The organism is Micromonospora vulcania (assembly GCF_042658605.1).
Taxonomy (GTDB): Bacteria; Actinomycetota; Actinomycetes; order Mycobacteriales; family Micromonosporaceae; genus Micromonospora; species Micromonospora vulcania.
Genome location: NZ_JBHSQS010000007.1, coordinates 235833 through 251945, shown reverse-complemented (window position 1 = coordinate 251945; position 16113 = coordinate 235833). Strand labels below are relative to the sequence as shown.

The following is a 16113-nucleotide window of genomic DNA, read 5'->3' as shown; positions in this document are numbered from 1 at the left end:
CATGGCGATCGACGAGGGCGACCGCGTGCTGGAGGTCGGCTGTGGCAGAGGAACAGCCGCACGGCTGATCGGCCAACAGCTGACCTCCGGCAAGGTCACCGCCATCGATCGGTCGGCCACCATGGCGCGGCTCGCCCGCCTGCGTCTGGCCGACCTCATCGAGGCGGGGACGGCAGAGGTACGCGACGACGCCATCGAGACGACCGACCTTCCGTCGGCCAGCTTCGACAAGATCTTCGCCGTCAACCTGAGCCTCTTCTGGATCGGTGCCACGCCCTCCGGGATCGCGCAGGTCAAGAGACTCCTCGCCCCGACGGGCATGCTGTACGTCTTCGGCGAGCGACCAACCGAGGCCACGGCGACCGCGATCGGCCGCAAGGCCGACGCCCTGCTCCGGGCACACGGCTTCACCACGTCGACGACGACCGCCACCGGCCGGGCAGGACGCGGCCTGGTGTGCGTGTCCGGCTTCGTCGGCCCAACGAGCGACAGCGGGCGGTAGTCCCGCCCCACTTCTGGCGGACGGACGAGCCCTTGCGCCGCCGCCGCTATACGCGCGTATAGTCGACTACCGGGACGGGTAGTCGGCTATACGTTCGTACAAGAGGGTGGTGTGGTGCATGGGGCGCCCGGTTGATGATCCGGCGTTCGAGGACCTGACGGCCCGGGCGCGGATCAGGGACGCCGCGATCCGACTGTTCGCCGATCGGGGCATCGACGGCACGACGGTCCGCGACATCACGGACGCCGCCGGCGTGTCACCGGGCCTGCTCCGGCACCACTTCGGCTCCAAGCAGGCGCTGCGGGAGACGTGCGACGCCTACGTCCTGGACCGGGTCATGAAGATCAAGGAAGAGCTCGTCCTCGAGGGCAAGGTGGCCAGCCCCGGCTTCCTGCCGTCGGTGCATCCGACGATCCTGCTGTTCTACCGGTACGTCACCCGCGCCCTGCTGGACGGCTCACCCAGCGCCGCGGCGATGTTCGACGACATGGTGACGCTGGCTGAGCAGTGGGTCAGCAAGAACGCGCCGCACGTCAGCGACGACCACCGGGCGTACGCGGCGGTGCTCGTCGGCATGCAGTCCGGCATCCTCGCGATGCACGATCACGTGTCCCGCGCGCTGGGCGTCGACATCTTCACCTCCGACGGGCACCTGCGCATGGTCGGCGTGCTGGCCGACTTCTACTCGAACCCGCTGCTCGATCCCGGGTTCGTCGCCATGGCCCGCCAATCGATAGAGACGCTGCGGGCCCCCAATCCGCCTACCGCCGCAGGGACCGACCCTGAGGCCGAAGGAGCATGAGGATCATGACCGAGGCGATCCGCGCTGACGCACTGGTCAAGACGTTCGGGCGCACCCGCGCGCTCAACGGGCTCGATCTCGAGGTGCAGACCGGGGAGGTGCACGGCTTCCTCGGCCCCAACGGCGCGGGGAAGTCCACCACCATCCGGATCCTGCTCGGCCTGCTCCGCGCCGACGCCGGCGCCGTCCGACTGCTCGGCGGCGACCCGTGGCGCGACGCCACGCACCTGCACCGCCGCCTCGCCTACGTGCCCGGCGACGTCACACTCTGGCCCAACCTGTCCGGTGGCGAGGTCATCGACCTGCTCGGCCGACTGCGCGGCGGGCTCGACAGCAGGCGGCGTGCCGAACTGCTGGAGCGCTTCGACCTCGACCCGAGCAAGAAGGGCCGGACCTACTCGAAGGGCAACCGGCAGAAGGTCGCCCTCGTCGCCGCCCTCGCCTCCGACGTCGACCTGCTCATGCTCGACGAGCCAACCTCCGGCCTCGACCCGCTGATGGAGGAGGTCTTCCGCCAGGTGATCCGCGAGGAGCAGCAGCGGGCCGGCCGTACCGTCCTGCTGTCCAGCCACATCCTCGCCGAGGTCGAGGCCCTCTGCGACCGGGTGACCATCATCCGCGAGGGGCGAGCGGTCGAGACCGGGACGCTCACCAGCATGCGACACCTGACCCGCACCTCGATCCAGGTCGACCTCGCCGGGCCGGCGACCGGCCTGGACGCGCTGCCCGGCGTGCACAACCTGCAGACCCACAACGGGACCACCCGCTTCGACGTGGACAACGCCGCGCTCGACGCGGTGCTGCGCCAGCTCAGCACGGTGGGCATCCGGAGCCTGGTAAGCCAGCCGCCGACACTCGAAGAGCTGTTCCTGCGGCACTACGACCGCACGCAGCCCGGCGCCCAGGCGCGAACGGCGGTGGCCCGGTGACCGCGCTGACCGGCACCCGCGCCCTGGCCCGGCTGGCGCTGCGGCTGGACCGCGTCCGGCTGACCGTGTGGGTGCTCGGCCTCGCGGTGATGCCGATGGCGACCGCGGCCAACTACCTCACGCTGTACCCGACCGAGGCGGACCTGCGCGCGGTCAGCGGCGTGCTGACCAACCCGTCGCTCGTCGCGCTGAGTGGCCCGCTGTTCAGCGTGTCGATCGGCGGGCTCACCGCGTGGAAGATCGGGGTGACCGAGTTCATCCTGGTCGGTCTCATGAGCCTGCTGACGGTCGTACGGCACACCCGTACCGAGGAGGAGACCGGCCGGCTGGAGCTCGTGCGGGCCACGGTGGTGGGGCGGTACGCGCCGCTCACCGCCGCCCTGCTCGTCACCGCGCTCGCGAACCTGGCCATCGCCGTACTCATCGCGCTCGGGCTGATGGCGACCGGGCTGCCGGCCGCCGGCTCGGTGGCGCTCGGCGTCGCGACCGGCCTCGTCGGGATGCTGTTCGCCGGGGTGGCGGCGGTGGCCGCGCAGCTCACCGCGGGTGCCCGGGCGGCCAGCGGCATCGCCAGCGCCGTCCTCGGCGGCACCTACCTGCTGCGTGCCGTCGGCGACACCGGGCCGACCTGGCTGAGCTGGCTGTCACCGACCGGCTGGGGTCTGCACCTACGCCCGTACGCCGGTGAACGGTGGTGGGTGGCCCTGCTGTTCGTCGGGGTCACGGCCCTCTTCGTCACGGCCGGGTACGCACTCGCCGACCGTCGGGACGTGGGTGCCGGCCTGGTGCCGGACCGACCCGGGCCGGCCCAGGCGTCCCCCGCCCTGCGCAGCCCGTTCGCGCTGGCCTGGAGGCTGCACCGCGGCCTGCTCCTCGGCTGGGCCATCGGCTTGGCGCTGACCGGGGCCGTCATGGGTGGCGCCGCCACCGGCATCGGCAATCTGACGTCGCCGAACCAGCAGCTCACCGACATCCTGACCCGGATGGGCGGGCGGACCGGCCTCACCGAGGCGTTCCTCGCCGCGATCTTCGGCATCGTCGGCATGGTGGCCGCCGCCTACACCGTGCAGGCCACGCTGCGGCTGCGTCAGGAGGAGACCAGCGGACGGGTCGAGGCCCTGCTGGCCACACGTGTCGGCCGGCTGCGTTGGGCGGCGAGCCATCTGACGATCGCGGCGCTGGGCACGGCGCTGCTGCTGGCCCTCTCCGGAGCCGCCGGCGGTCTCGTGTACGGCGCGCAGGTCCACGACATCGGCGGACAGGTCGCGCAACTGCTCGGGGCGGCGTTGGTGCAGTTGCCCGCCACCCTGGTGCTGGCCGGCTTCGGTACCGCCCTGATCGGCCTCGCACCGCGGCTCAGCTCGCTGGCGTGGGCCGCGCTCATCGCGTCCGTCCTACTCGTCGAGTTCGGTGCGCTGTTCGGGTTGGACCAGCGAATCGTCGACCTCACGCCGTTCGCGCACGTGCCGAAGCTGCCCGGCTCGGCGTTCACCGTGACGCCGGTGCTGTGGCTCACCGTCATCGCCGTCGCCCTGGGTGCCGCCGGGCTCGCCGGACTGCGCCGCAGGGACATGCCGGTGGCGTGAGCACCGCCGGACCGGGGGCCGCGCGCCTCGAACGCGCGGCCCCCGGCCTCCGCCGTCAGGCCGGCACGTGACCGGCCGTCCAGCAGGCCGAATGGCTGTGGCAGCCGACGTAGGCGACGAGCGCCGTGTGCAGCGCGGCGAGCCGTGCGGCCGGGAGCCCGGCGGCGAGGTTGTCGAGCTGGTGAGGGTCGACGGTGCGGTCGTAGTACTCCCGTTCGCCGTTGGAGTACTCGACGTAGGTGTAGGTCGCGGTCCGTAGCGCCTCGTACGTGGTGGGGCTGCCGTTACGCCGGTCCTGGGCATCGGGGTCGTCGGCCGCCTGGTTGGGCCCGTGGTGCTCGATCAACGCCCCGGTACGCCAGTTCGACGCCGGGTCGCCCCGGGTCAGGCCGAGTAGGCTGCGCCCGTCGACGTCCACGGCGACCTCGGCGGCGCCGATGCGCTGGAAGGTCGGCGCCAGGTCGACGTTCTGCACGATCTCGTCGCGCCGCAACCCCGGAACGGCACCCGGCCCGGCGACGACGAGCGGGACCCGCACGTCGGTGTCGAAGGCGGTCTGCTTGCCGCCGGTCAGCCGGTACTCACCCATGTGGAAACCGTTGTCCGAGCTGAACACCACGTACGTGTTGTCGGCGACCCCGCTGGCGGTGAGCTGGGCGCGCAGGTTGCCGATGAGTCGGTCCACCGCCTGCACGGACTGGGCACGCTTGCGGAAGTTGGTGTCCAGGGTGCTCTTCTCCTGGGCGGTGAGTGGCCCGTTGCCGGCCAGCCAGGACGGCGGGTCGCTGGGCAACCGGTCGTACGCAGCGGTACGTGGGGCGGTGAGCCCGGGGAAGTCGTCGAGGTCCTGGTTGGCGGGGGTGAACGGGCTGTGCGGGGCGAACGTCGAGACCTCCAGCAGGAAGGGTGTCCCGGCGGCGGCGGAGCGCTGGATGAAGTCCTTGCCCTTGCGGGACAGGACGTTGGTCAGGTAGTCGGCCGGCGCGCTGCCGTAGTGCACGACGGTGTGGTTCTCGTTGAGGTCGTAGTTGTACTCGGGGTAGCCGTTGCCCGCCACGTACCACTCGGACCAGCCGGGCGGGACGTAGGGCAACGCGCCGCCCTGGGTGTCCGCCGGCAGGTAGCCGTTGAGGTACTTGCCCAGGAACGCGGTCCGGTAGCCCTTGCCCTGCAACGCGGTGGCGAAGGTCCGGTTCTCGTTGCCCCGGCCCTTGAAGACCGCGAACCCGCCGTCGGCTCCGCCGTTGGTGAACACGCCGGTGTTGTGCGGCAGCTTGCCGGTGAGGATGGACGAGCGGGACGGGCAGCACAGCGAGTCGGTCACCGTGTAGTTGGTGAAGGTGACCCCCTCGTTCTGCAGCTGTCGTACCTGCGGCAGGTACTGCACGAGGTTCCACGCGAGGTCGTCGGTGAGCACGAAGATGATGTTGGGTGCGGTGGCGGCGGGCGCCGGGGCGGGTTCGGCGCCCCGTGCCGGTGTCCAGACGGCGAGCAGGCTCAGTGCGGCCACGACGGTGGCGGCCAGGAGGCGGCGGTGGGTGATAGCCATGCCGCCGAGCCTCGCGTACATCTGTCAGCATCTATTGAACAGGTGGTAATGATCCGGTCAACGCCCGGACGGGCGCCCTCAGCCCTCGGGGTTCCGATCGAGGTGCGTCCGCAGCGCCGCCGCGATCTCGCCCGCGGCGCGGAGCTGATCCGGCGTGAGGGCGTCGACGAACAGCTCGCGGATGGCGCGCAGGTGCGGAACGGTGGCTCCCCGGAACGCCTCCGCGCCGGCCGGCGTGAGGAGCACCTCCGCCCCTCGGGGAACGGTCGCGCACTCCTGGCGGCGGATGAGCCCGCGCCGTTCCATCCGCCCCAGGTGGTGCGAGAGCCGGCTCCGCTCCCAACCGATGTGGGTCGCGAGTTCCGAGGAGCGCATCTGCCGGTCCTGCGTCTCACTGAGGGCGAGCAGCACGGCGTAGTCGCCCGTCGAGAGCGAGGACTCGCTCTGCAGGCGCGACGCGAGCTGGGAGTTGAGCGCCTGCGTCGTCTCGATGAAGTCCCGCCAGACCCGTAGCTCCTCGGTGGTCGGCAGTTGGCGTCCGCTGCGCTGCTGGGCTGTGGCCTTCGTCATTCGCTCCTCCTGGTTGACATGTCAATTTCGAGGCTAACATGAGTGACGTGTCAATTGCCGGTGGCCGTTTGTGGGAGCCACCGCCTGGGAACGCGCGAGCGGAGGGGACGATGACAGCCGAAGGCTTTGAACTGGGGCTCAACTCGTTCGGGGAGGTGGCCACCGACGGCGGCCGGGTCCTGAGCGACGCCGAGACCGTGCGGCTACTCGTGGACGAGGCTCGGCTCGCGGAGTCGGTCGGGCTGGACGTGTTCAGCCTGGGTGAGCACTACCGCCAGGGGCACAACGACTCGGCCACACCCGTGTTGCTCGCGGCGGTCGCGACGGCGACCGAGCGGATCCGCCTCGGCACCTCGGTGACGGTGCTCAGCACGAACGATCCGGTACGGCTCTACCACGAGTTCGCCACGCTCGACGCCGTGTCGAACGGCCGCGCGCAGATGGTTCTCGGGCGCGCGTCGGCGACCGAGTCGTTTCCGCTGTTCGGCTACGACCTGGCCGACTACGAGCGGTTGTTCGAGGAGAAGCTCGAACTCTTCCTCAAGCTCCAACAGGACGAACCGGTCACCTGGTCCGGAACCGTACGCAGCCCCCTGGTCCGGCAGCGACTGCACCCCCGGATGCGGGCGGGCGGCATCCCGACCTGGATCGGCGTCGGCGGGAGCCCCAACTCGGTGATCCGCGCCGCCCGGCACGGACTTCCGCTGATGCTCGCGATCATCGGCGGGCGGCCCCAGCGGTTCACCGGCCACGTCGACCTCTACCTGCGAGCACTCGAACAGTTCGGGCGTCCCGTGCAGCCGATCGGGCAGCACTCGCTCGGCCTGGTCGCGGAGACCGACGAGGAGGCGGTGGAGACGTGGTGGAAATACTGGCAGCCGGTCGTGGCCAGCCTCGCCGAGGAGCGCGGTTTCTACAAGCCGGACCGCGCCCGCTACCAGGCGGAGATCGTTCACGGCGCGCTGTTCGTCGGGTCACCTGAGACGGTCGCGCGGAAGATCGCCACGGTGGCCCGTGATCTGCGGCTGAGCCGCTTCGACCTCAAGTACGACATCATGCACCTGCCCCGCGAGGCACGCGCACGCACCATCGAGTTGCTCGGCCGTGAGGTCGCGCCTCGGGTCCGGGAACTACTGGCGGAGGAGCCCACCCATGTCTGATCTCGAGTTCGGCCTCGACACCTTCGGTGACGTACCGCAGGACGACGCCGGCAAGCCCGTCTCCCACGCCGTGGCGATCCGGCAGGTCGTCGACGAGGCGGTGCTCGCCGACCAGCTCGGCGTCGACGTCATCGCCCTGGGCGAGCACCACCGCCCGGAGTATTCGGTGTCGACGCCGGAGACCGTGCTGGCCGGGATCGCCACCCGTACCTCGCGCATCCGACTCGCCTCCGGCGTGACGGTGTTGAGCTCGGACGACCCGGTCCGGGTGTTCCAACGGTTCGCGACGGTCGACGCGCTGTCGAACGGTCGGGCCGAGGTCATCCTCGGCCGCGGCTCGTTCACCGAGTCCTTCCCGCTCTTCGGCTACCACCTGCGCGACTACGACGTGCTGTTCGAGGAGAAGATCGAGCTGTTCGCCAAGCTGCTGGACGAGAAGCCGGTCACCTGGAGCGGCACCAAGCGTGCCCCGCTCGAGAACGCCGACGTCTTCCCGAAGACCGAGTCGGGGCACCTCTCCACCTGGGTGGGCGTCGGCGGCTCGCCGCAGTCGGTGGTGCGGACCGCCCAGTACGGTCTCCCGCTCATGCTCGCCATCATCGGCGGCGCTCCCGAACGCTTCGCGCCCTACATCGACCTCTACCGCAGGGCGGCCGAGCAGCTCGGCACGACCGCGCACCCGGTCGGGATGCACTCGCCGGGCTTCATCGCGGACACCGACGAGGAGGCCAAGGAGGTGTACTGGCCGCACTACCGGATCATGCGGGACCGGATCGGCAGGCTGCGCGGCTGGCCGGCGATCCGTCGACAGGAGTTCGACGCCGAGGTGGAGAACGGCTCTCTCTACATCGGCTCGCCGGAGACCGTGGCCCGGCGGATGGCTCGCGCGATCCGCAGCCTCGGCGTTGGCCGGTTCGACCTCATCTACACCGCCGGAGCGCAGCCGGTGAGCGCCCGGATGCGGGCCGTGGAGCTGTACGGCACCAAGGTGATCCCCCTGGTCCGTGACATCCTGGCCAGCTGACCAGTCCGCCGAACGCCCACCGGCAACGAAAGGAAGACATGAACGACAACGGCCGGAACCGGCCACCGACTCTCGCTGTCCTCGGGGCCGGCAAGGTGGGCACGGTGCTCGCCCGGCTCGCCATCGCCGCCGGCCACCGGGTGCTGATCGCCGGCTCCGGCGACCCAGCCAAGATCGCCCTCACCATCGAGGTGCTCACACCCGGGGCGGTGGCCACCACCGCGGTCGACGCGGTGGCCGACGCCGACATCGTCATCCTCGCCCTCCCGCTGGGCAAGTACGGCAACGTGCCCGCCGAGGCGTTGCGGGGCAAGCTCGTCGTCGACGCCATGAACTACTGGTGGGAGATCGACGGCATCCGGGACGACCTCACCGACCCGCGTACCTCGTCGAGCGAGATCGTCCAGGCCTTCCTGTCCGACTCCCGGGTGGTCAAGGCGTTCAACCACATGGGATACCACGACCTGGAGGACGAGGCCCGGCCAGCCGGCACGGCGGGCCGCAAGGCCATCGCGATCGCCGGCGACGACCCCGCCGATCTCGCCACCGTCGCAGCCCTCGTCGACGCGCTCGGCTTCGACCCGGTCGTCGCCGGCCCGCTCGCCGAGGGGGTACGGCTGGAGCCCGGCAGCGAGTTGTTCGGCGCCAACGTGAGCGCCGACGAGGTGCGCGTCATGCTCGACCGCTTCCCCGAGTCGGAGCGCGGACGGGTCATCACCGCGGCACGAGCAGCAACGTCGTAGCCGCTTAGATCCGCACAACTTCAGGGAAACTGCTGCCTCAGCGCCGCTCGAAGCGACACCATCCCTGAAGTTGCGCGGATCTTCTCTCGCCGTGCCCCGACGTACCCGGTCAGCGCGCCGCCAGGCCGAATTCGCGGTCGGTGAACAGGTCCACGTCGCGGGGCCCGAGTTTGGCGACAAGGCGGGCGTGCAGGGCGAGCTGACGACGCGCTTCGCCGAGGCGGCCGCTGGCGACGATCATCTCGTCGGAGGCCTCGAAGGGTTCCGAGCCGCAGGACTGCATCGCGGCGTCCAGCACCCCGTTGAACGCGGTCATCAGCCCGTTGGCCAGGGCAATGCCGTCCTGGTCACCGCTGACCCAGATCTCCGACCAGGCGTTCTCGACCGTGACCATGTCCCGGGCCAGCCAGTCGTGCAGCACCATCGGGCTCAGCGGTCGGTGGCCTCCCAGCAACTCGTTGCTCACCTCGCGCAGGCCCGAGTGCCAGTACTTGGTCTGCCGCAGAGCCTCGACCTTGTGCGCGAGGCGCAGGGCGCCGGACAGGATCAGGATGTAGGCCCGCCGAAGGTCGGCACGCTCCCGCTGTCGCCGCCTCAATCGACTCTGCAACATGACCACGAACAATGATGCGAAGGCGGTGATGGCCGAGGCGAGCAGAGCGGCGAGGGTTGATTTCACGCCGACATGATGCCTGTCAACGATTGGGCCCGATCCCGGGGGTCCGGGGCCGAAGCGCGCCCGCCTCCATTGTGGAAGACTTGCCTGGGCACCCACCCGGGCCGGGCGCCGAGCGGAGGCTGGATGACGACCACCGGTCGGGAACCGTCGACGCTGATCGACGCGGCTGTTCGCGTCCTGCGGAGCCTGGCGATCCACCCGCTCGCTCTCGACATCGACGACGACGGAGCGCGCGTGCTGACCGCCATGCCGGACCACGCGCTGCGAACGCGCAGCCGGGGCCCCTACAGCGAGGACAATCTGCCGCCCGAGGCCCTCGCGATGGTCGACTGGATCAGCCTGAAGTTGTCGGTCACACCCGAGCCGGTCAACCTGACCATCGAGGGCGGTGGCCCGTGGCCTCGCCTGCTCCTGGAGCTGACCGCCAGCCGGGTGGTCGTGCGCTACGTGGTGCCCGAGGACTCTCCGCCCGGCTATCAGCCGGAGCCGAACAACATCGGGCTGGCCGGCGACATCAACATAGCGCTGGGCTACCTTGCCAACTCCCTGCGCGCCGCGGGCGGGCGGCTGCGCCCCGAGCCGCCGATCGCGCTGACGCTGAGCTATCCGCAGGATCCGGACTACGAGCGGAACATCGCCCAGGTGCCGGCGGAGTTCCAGCATCTCATCGCGCCGGTCGTGGCCGACATCGCGGTCGACCGGAGTCGGTTCTCCCGCAAGCAGCGTGCCGCCCACGACGAGGCGCTACGCGCGTCGGCGTACAGCGATCAGCCGTTGGAGCCGTGGGGCAACGGCGGATTCACCACCCGGGTCGGTTCGGCACGGCTACGGGTCAGCCCGTGAAGTCGTAGTCCCAGTCCAGCTCCCACAGCCGGATCGCCGGTCGGCTGTCGACCGACACCAGGTTGCGGCCGTCGGCGGTGAAGGCGACGGACATGACCGGCTCCGGATGGCCTTCGCAGACGTGTACGCACCGCCCCGTCCGCACGTCCCAGACGCGCAGCGCCCGGTCCCGGTCGGCGGTCACCACGTAACGCCCGTCCGGGCTCACGTCGAACACGTCGGCGTCGGACGCGAGTTCGCACCGCACCCGGCCCGTGGCGGTCTCCCACACCGACGTCACCGCGCCGTGCGTGTCGCTGCGCGCGGAGATCACGCCGACCCGGCCGTCCCTGCTCAGCGCCAGGGTGTCACCCCAGCTCTCCTTGACGTGGAGCTGCCGGCCGGTGAGCACGTCCCAGGTGGTCAGCTGCCCCACCGCGTTGACCAGCAGCCGCCGGCTGTCCGGGGTGAACCGCAGCGGCACCGGCCCGAATCCGACGGGGATCGTGAACAGCGGGCGGCCGGTGCCGGTCTGCCACACCCGGCACGTCCGGTCCTCGACACCGGCCGAGGCGGCGTAGCGGCCGTCGTCGCTGAGCCGTAACGATCCCACCGGCTCCTGATGGGCCAGGATCGTGCGGACCAGGTGGGGTGGCCGCAGCCGCCACAGGCACAACGCCCCGTCGGTGTCACCGACGATCGCGTACTGGCCCGCGGCATCCATGGCGACCGCCCGGACCGCGCCGTGGTCGCCGTGCAGCTCCGCACGCCTCGTGCCCGCCTCCAGATCCCAGAGGTGCGCGGGTCCACCCCAGTCGGCGGTGACGGCGAGCTGGGCGTCCGCGGAGAGCTCGACGGTGTGCGCCTTGCCCACCCGCTCGGGAAACGTGTGCAGCTGCTGCCCGGTCTGCAGCTCCCACACCCGTACCCGGCCGTCGACGCCCCCCGTCACCGCCAGCTCGCCGTCGACACTCAGCGCGGGGCGCACTCCGGGCGTGAAGGTGAACGTGCCGCCGCGGAGTTCGTACCGCTGCCAGATGCCCAGCAGGTCGGTCCGCTCCCCCGCCGTCCGGCCCAGCCGCTCCCACACCTCGCGCAGCTCGGGATGACGCTCGAACCCGACGACGTCGCGGGCGGCACGCAGTTCCTCGGCTGCCGTGATTGTCAAGCCCTGCTCGGCGAGCTCGGTGGCGCGTTCGAACCGCTCCCGGACCTGCGCCTCGGTCGACAGCAGCGTCCGGACGGCGAGCGGGCGCTCGTAGCTCCACGGCGCTCGGAAGTCGGGTCGGGGCAGTCGGTAGAGGTGCACGCCGCCGTAGTCGTCACCGACGACGGCCGCGCTGCCGTCCGCGCTGATCGCCACGGACGTGAGCGAGAAGAGGTGGGACAACTCCGGTGGCAGGCCGTCGGAGCGGGGCACGACGGTACGCAGACACCGGCCGGAACTCGGCTCCCAGATCCGTACCGGCTTGTCGATGCCACTGGTGCCGATCGAGATCGCCCTGCGGGCGTCGTCGCTGATCACGATGGTGGAATAGCGGCTCAGGTTGCTCGGCACCGGCTCCCGCAACCGATTGGGCCTGGTCTCCCAGGTGTGTGCCACGCGCGTCTGGTGCCCGATCAGAAGGGCGTACGTGCCGCCCGCGCTCAACGCCACCTGATCGACACCGGTCATCCGCATGTCGGCCGACTTGAGCAGCCAGTGCAGCCGACGGCCGGTGCGGACGTCCCAGACCACCACACTGCCGTCCTCGGGCGAGGCCGACACCGCGACCGCGCCGTCCTCGCTCAGACCCAGCACCGCGACGGGTGCCGGGCTCTCATGGATCTTCGGCAGCAGACCGCCCGTTGCCGGATCGAGCTTCTGGAACGTGTGCGGTGGGTGGTCGAGCTCGCGCCGCACCCGCCCGCGGCTCATGTCCCAGACCTCGATCCGTCCGCTGTCGTACCCGATCGCGGCGGCACGCGCGTTGGTCAGCGCGAGCGCGGTCACGGTCGCTCCCCGATCGCTCAGGACCCGCACGAGGGCGGCCCGCCCCAGGTCCCACAGCTCGACCCGGCCGTCGTCCCGCGCGACGAGCGCCGTGTGCCCGTTCCGGGCGATCGCGATGGCCGTGACGGCAGCCGACGTGTCGTCACCCGCGCCCAGCTCCCGCTCGCAGCGGCCGTCGGGCATGGACCAGAGCCGGACAAAGCCGTCACCGTCTCCGGTGATCGCCACCCGTGCGCTCTCGTCGACCGCGACGGCGGTCACCGGGCCGTGGTGGCCGGTCAGTCGCTCGGATTCGGGCAGTGTGCGGCGGGCCGCCAGAACGTTGGCGGCGGCGGCCACGTCGGGGCTGGCGGACCCGGCGGCCAGTAGCCCGCGGGCCGCCTCGTCGTTCCCGCTCTCGGCGTGCACGAACCCGAGCAGGTGGTCGCTGTGCCAGTGCTCGCCCAGGATCGCCTGCGTCGTCCGCAGCTCGGCCAGGACCTGTTCGTCGGTGATCGTGCCGCGTCGCCATCGGTACAGCGCCCAGTTGTAGACGGCCGAGGCGTGGTGCGGGTCGATGTCGATGGCCCGGCTCCACAGTCGTTCCGACTCCTCCGGGCGGGCGAGGTCGAGCAGGGAGAGCGCCTGGTTGGAGAGGCTGCCGGCGAGCAGGCTCACCGCCGGTGGCGGCACCCGGGGGTACGGTGTGCCGACGGTGTCCGCGTACGTCTCGCTCACCGCCGCGGCCAGGTCCGCGAGGCTGTGCGGTCGGGTCGCCGGGTCGACGTCGAAACACCGCCAGAGCAGTTCGACGAGCCCCGGCGGCATCGGTTGGGCCTGCGGCCAGGCCTCCCCCGCCGCCAGGAAGTCGGCGAAGGCCTCCCGCGCCGTCTGGCCGTAGCGGCACGGCCGGCGGCCGGCGAACATCTCCAGTACGCAGAGCGCCCACGACCACACGTCCGTGGCCCGGGTGAGCGTGCCCCGCGCGCCGGCCGAGGCCTGAGCCTGCTCGGGCGAGCAGTAGGCGGGGGTCATTCCGCCGAAGCTGGCCCCCAGGCTGGCCCCTGCCCGGGTGTCGGGGCCACCGTCGGCCGCTGCCCGGGCACCTGCCAGGCCGAAGTCGGTGACCTTCGCGGTCCAGTCGCCGTCGAGGTCCACCATGATGTTCGCGGGTTTGATGTCCTGATGGATGAGGCCCTGCTGGTGGGCGTGGTCGATGCCCCACGCGGACTGCACGGCGAGGTCGAGCGCACGGGCCAGGAAACCGGCACCGGGGTCGTCCGGATCGCCGTGCAACCGCCCGGCCCGTACGACGTGCTCCAGCGACCCACCGGCGATCCATTCGGCGAACACGCACGGAAGCCCGTCGACGCGGCGCACGTACGCGCAGCTGACCACGTGCGGATGGAGGCCGAGCCCGACCCAGGTGCCCGCCTCGGCCTCGAACCGGCCGCGCCGCACCTCGGTGGTCAGTTGTTCGGGGCGCGGCACCTTGACCGCGAGGTCGGTGCCCCAGGTGCGGTGACGGACCCGGTAGACCAGGCCCATGCCGCCTTCGAGGGGTTCGTCGAGCACCTCGTACAGGTCCAGAATGAGGTCCCCGGGGCGCCACCGCATGCCAGAAGCCTGGCACCCACCGGTGCGCGGGACAACCGATCGTCGGCGGCGGGACGATAATCTCGTGGGGCGAACCGGGCCGATGAGGGAGTGACAGTGAGCTTTCGTTACTACCTCTACATCAGCGACGCCAAGGTCGACATGCTGTTGTCCCAGATCGACCCGGGCTACCACCGCAGGGGTTCCGCCGAGTTCAGCGTGAACCTCCCGTTCGTGGGCGCGAAGCGGAGCGTCGAGAGTCCCGGCGCGGATCAGGTCGCGCGGCTGGAACGGGTGACGCGCTATCTGGACGACCACGCCGACGTCGGATCCGTGGACGCACCCGGTCAGTTCTTCCGCGGGTTGCTGCCGATGCAGTGGGGGGCCGTTCCGGCCACCGGTGGTCTGTCACTCGTCTACTTCGCCGGCCGCACCGAGGACACGATCGTCGGCCTCGGTGGTTCCACGTTCCACGTCATCGGCGCGTCACCGCCCCCGGAGCCGGCCGCGTACGGGTTCGCCTCGTCCACGATGCCCGCTCTGCTCGCCGGGTTGGTCGACCCGGACGACGCCGATTCTGATCCGAGGGTGGCGCAGCTTCCGGAGGCGGCCGACGCCGAGGCTCTGGCCTCGGTGCACCAGGCCGGCACCCGCCTGCGGGGGCCGGCGCAGAACGTCGAGTTCCTCGCCAAGCGACTGCTGTCCGGCCCCAGCCCGTACCCGGAGCTGGACGGCCGACCCGGCATGAGTGTGCTGCTGGGCAGCCCGCTGTACGTGGCGTTGGTCGACTGACCACCCGGCAGGACGCTCTGGTGGGCGCCGACGACCAACCGGCCCGGCGACCCGGCGCGGCGGCCCAGGCTCGTCCGCCCGTCACGGTGACCGTTCAGGTCGGGTCCACCATCGAGGCGTACGTCTTCGACGACCGCACGACCGCGGTGGTGGGCCGTGCCCCCGCCTGTGGGATCCGTATCGCCGACGAACGGCGGCGCGTCTCCCGCTACCACTGCCTGCTCGACGTCAACCCGCCGACGGTACGGGTACGGGATCTCGGCAGCCGAAACGGCACCCGTGTGAACGGCCAACCGATCGACGGGGAACGGGAGCTGGGGCACGGCGACGAGGTCCGGGTCGGGCCCGCGACGTTGCGCATCACGATCCCCGAGGACCGGACGCCCGCAGCCACCGCACCGGCCGATCCGGATCCGGGTCGAGCCCTGCCGGCGCTGCTGGCAGCCGCGGCGCACGGCTCCCCCGGCCTGGACGACTTCGGCGAGCACCGGGTGCTCCACGAGATCGGCCGTGGCGGCCAGAGCGTGGTCTACCTGGCCCGCCATGAGCCGTCCGGCCGGATCGTCGCGCTGAAGACCCTCCTGGCCGACCGTGCCGTGGATCCGGCCGCCCGCGACGGCTTCCTGCGGGAGTTCGCCTGCACCCGGGGGCTGCGGCATCCGAATGTCGTCGCGCTGCACAGCGGCGGCTCGGCCGGAACCGCCTTCTTCTTCACCTGCGAATACTGCCCGGGCGGCAACGTCGCCGAACTCGTCGCCCGGCGGGGCGGTCGGCTCACCCTCGACGAGGCCGTACCGATCGCGCTCGACGCGTTGGACGGCCTGGCGTACGCCCATCGAGCGGAACTGCCGGTGACGCTGGCGGACGGCCGGACCGCGGTGTCCCACGGCCTGGTGCACCGGGACATCACGCCACCGAACCTCCTGCTCACCACCGGGGCCGGTGGCGGGACCGTCACCAAGATCGCCGATTTCGGGCTCGCCAAGGCGTTCGACCAGGCCGGCCTCTCCGGACACACCAGGACCGGCGCCATCGGCGGAAGCATCGCGTTCCAGGCCCGCACCCAACTGATCGACTACAAGTACGCCCGGCCAGAGGTCGATCTGTGGGCGCTCACCGCCTGCCTCTACTGGATGCTGACCGGCACGACACCCCGGGACTTCCCAGCCGGGACCGACCCGATCGCGGTGGTCCTGCGTACCCGGCCGGTGCCCGTACGGCAGCGTCTCGCGTCCGTACCGCCGCGGCTGGCCGCCGTGATCGACGAGATGCTCGTCGACAACCCCCGGGTTCCCGCGACAACGGCGCCCGAGCTGGCCGACGCCCTGCGGCAGGCGCTCTGACGGAAAGCCGGCAGCGCGGACGGTTGTGCGCCCCCGACGGGCAC

General features: G+C 71.2%; 14 protein-coding genes. 10 read left to right on the top strand and 4 right to left on the bottom strand.

The window, feature by feature from the left end; translation table 11 throughout:
* Position 1: 1 nt before the first annotated feature.
* The 4 genes from ACFQGL_RS14270 to ACFQGL_RS14255 all read left to right on the top strand — a co-directional run bounded on the left by ACFQGL_RS14270 (position 2) and on the right by ACFQGL_RS14255 (position 3819).
* Entirely contained in the window at positions 2-502 is a 501-nt protein-coding gene (locus ACFQGL_RS14270; RefSeq protein ID WP_377511655.1) for a class I SAM-dependent methyltransferase, read from the top strand.
* A 118-nt stretch (positions 503-620) separates the two neighbouring features.
* Entirely contained in the window at positions 621-1304 is a 684-nt protein-coding gene (locus ACFQGL_RS14265; protein WP_377511287.1) for a TetR/AcrR family transcriptional regulator, read from the top strand.
* 5 nt (positions 1305-1309) lie between these two features.
* Positions 1310-2233, top strand: coding sequence for an ABC transporter ATP-binding protein (locus ACFQGL_RS14260; protein ID WP_377511284.1), 924 nt, complete (start codon positions 1310-1312; stop codon positions 2231-2233).
* Positions 2230-3819, top strand: a complete 1590-nt coding sequence (locus tag ACFQGL_RS14255; protein WP_377511281.1) for an ABC transporter permease — start codon at positions 2230-2232, stop codon at positions 3817-3819. The genes ACFQGL_RS14260 and ACFQGL_RS14255 overlap by 4 nt, the downstream gene beginning before the upstream one ends.
* Before the next feature lie 55 nt (positions 3820-3874).
* On the opposite strand, the gene ACFQGL_RS14250 is transcribed toward ACFQGL_RS14255, so the two are convergent.
* A complete protein-coding gene (locus tag ACFQGL_RS14250; RefSeq protein WP_377511278.1) occupies positions 3875-5368 on the bottom strand; it encodes a sulfatase family protein in 1494 nt (497 codons plus the stop codon).
* 78 nt (positions 5369-5446) lie between these two features.
* Positions 5447-5938, bottom strand: a complete 492-nt coding sequence (locus ACFQGL_RS14245) for a MarR family winged helix-turn-helix transcriptional regulator (protein WP_377511275.1) — start codon at positions 5936-5938, stop codon at positions 5447-5449.
* Positions 5939-6048: 110 nt separating this feature from the next.
* Between ACFQGL_RS14245 and ACFQGL_RS14240 the strand changes: the two genes are divergently transcribed.
* The 3 genes from ACFQGL_RS14240 to ACFQGL_RS14230 are packed head-to-tail and all read left to right on the top strand — an operon-like array spanning position 6049 to position 8865.
* Entirely contained in the window at positions 6049-7098 is a 1050-nt protein-coding gene (locus ACFQGL_RS14240; RefSeq protein ID WP_377511272.1) for an LLM class flavin-dependent oxidoreductase, read from the top strand.
* Positions 7091-8122, top strand: a complete 1032-nt coding sequence (locus ACFQGL_RS14235) for an LLM class flavin-dependent oxidoreductase (RefSeq protein ID WP_377511269.1) — start codon at positions 7091-7093, stop codon at positions 8120-8122. The genes ACFQGL_RS14240 and ACFQGL_RS14235 overlap by 8 nt, the downstream gene beginning before the upstream one ends.
* Before the next feature lie 38 nt (positions 8123-8160).
* The gene (locus ACFQGL_RS14230; RefSeq protein WP_377511266.1) at positions 8161-8865 is read left to right on the top strand and encodes an NADPH-dependent F420 reductase; all 705 of its coding nucleotides are present in this window, start codon (positions 8161-8163) and stop codon (positions 8863-8865) included.
* Positions 8866-8974: 109 nt separating this feature from the next.
* Here the strand turns inward: ACFQGL_RS14230 and ACFQGL_RS14225 are convergent, their stop codons facing one another.
* Positions 8975-9544 carry a hypothetical protein gene (locus ACFQGL_RS14225; protein ID WP_377511263.1) on the bottom strand — a complete coding sequence of 190 codons (570 nt, stop codon included), beginning with the start codon at positions 9542-9544 and terminating at the stop codon, positions 8975-8977.
* A 123-nt stretch (positions 9545-9667) separates the two neighbouring features.
* Between ACFQGL_RS14225 and ACFQGL_RS14220 the strand changes: the two genes are divergently transcribed.
* A complete protein-coding gene (locus ACFQGL_RS14220) occupies positions 9668-10387 on the top strand; it encodes a hypothetical protein (RefSeq protein WP_377511260.1) in 720 nt (239 codons plus the stop codon).
* On the opposite strand, the gene ACFQGL_RS14215 is transcribed toward ACFQGL_RS14220, so the two are convergent.
* Entirely contained in the window at positions 10377-13955 is a 3579-nt protein-coding gene (locus ACFQGL_RS14215; RefSeq protein ID WP_377511257.1) for a WD40 repeat domain-containing serine/threonine protein kinase, read from the bottom strand. The genes ACFQGL_RS14220 and ACFQGL_RS14215 overlap by 11 nt on opposite strands.
* Before the next feature lie 96 nt (positions 13956-14051).
* Between ACFQGL_RS14215 and ACFQGL_RS14210 the strand changes: the two genes are divergently transcribed.
* Together ACFQGL_RS14210 and ACFQGL_RS14205 are read left to right on the top strand one after the other, a co-directional pair.
* Complete coding sequence (locus ACFQGL_RS14210; RefSeq protein ID WP_377511255.1) at positions 14052-14726, top strand: DUF7019 family protein; 675 nt, start codon at positions 14052-14054, stop codon at positions 14724-14726.
* A gap of 20 nt (positions 14727-14746) precedes the next feature.
* The gene (locus ACFQGL_RS14205) at positions 14747-16069 is read left to right on the top strand and encodes a protein kinase domain-containing protein (protein ID WP_377511253.1); all 1323 of its coding nucleotides are present in this window, start codon (positions 14747-14749) and stop codon (positions 16067-16069) included.
* Positions 16070-16113 lie beyond the last annotated feature (44 nt).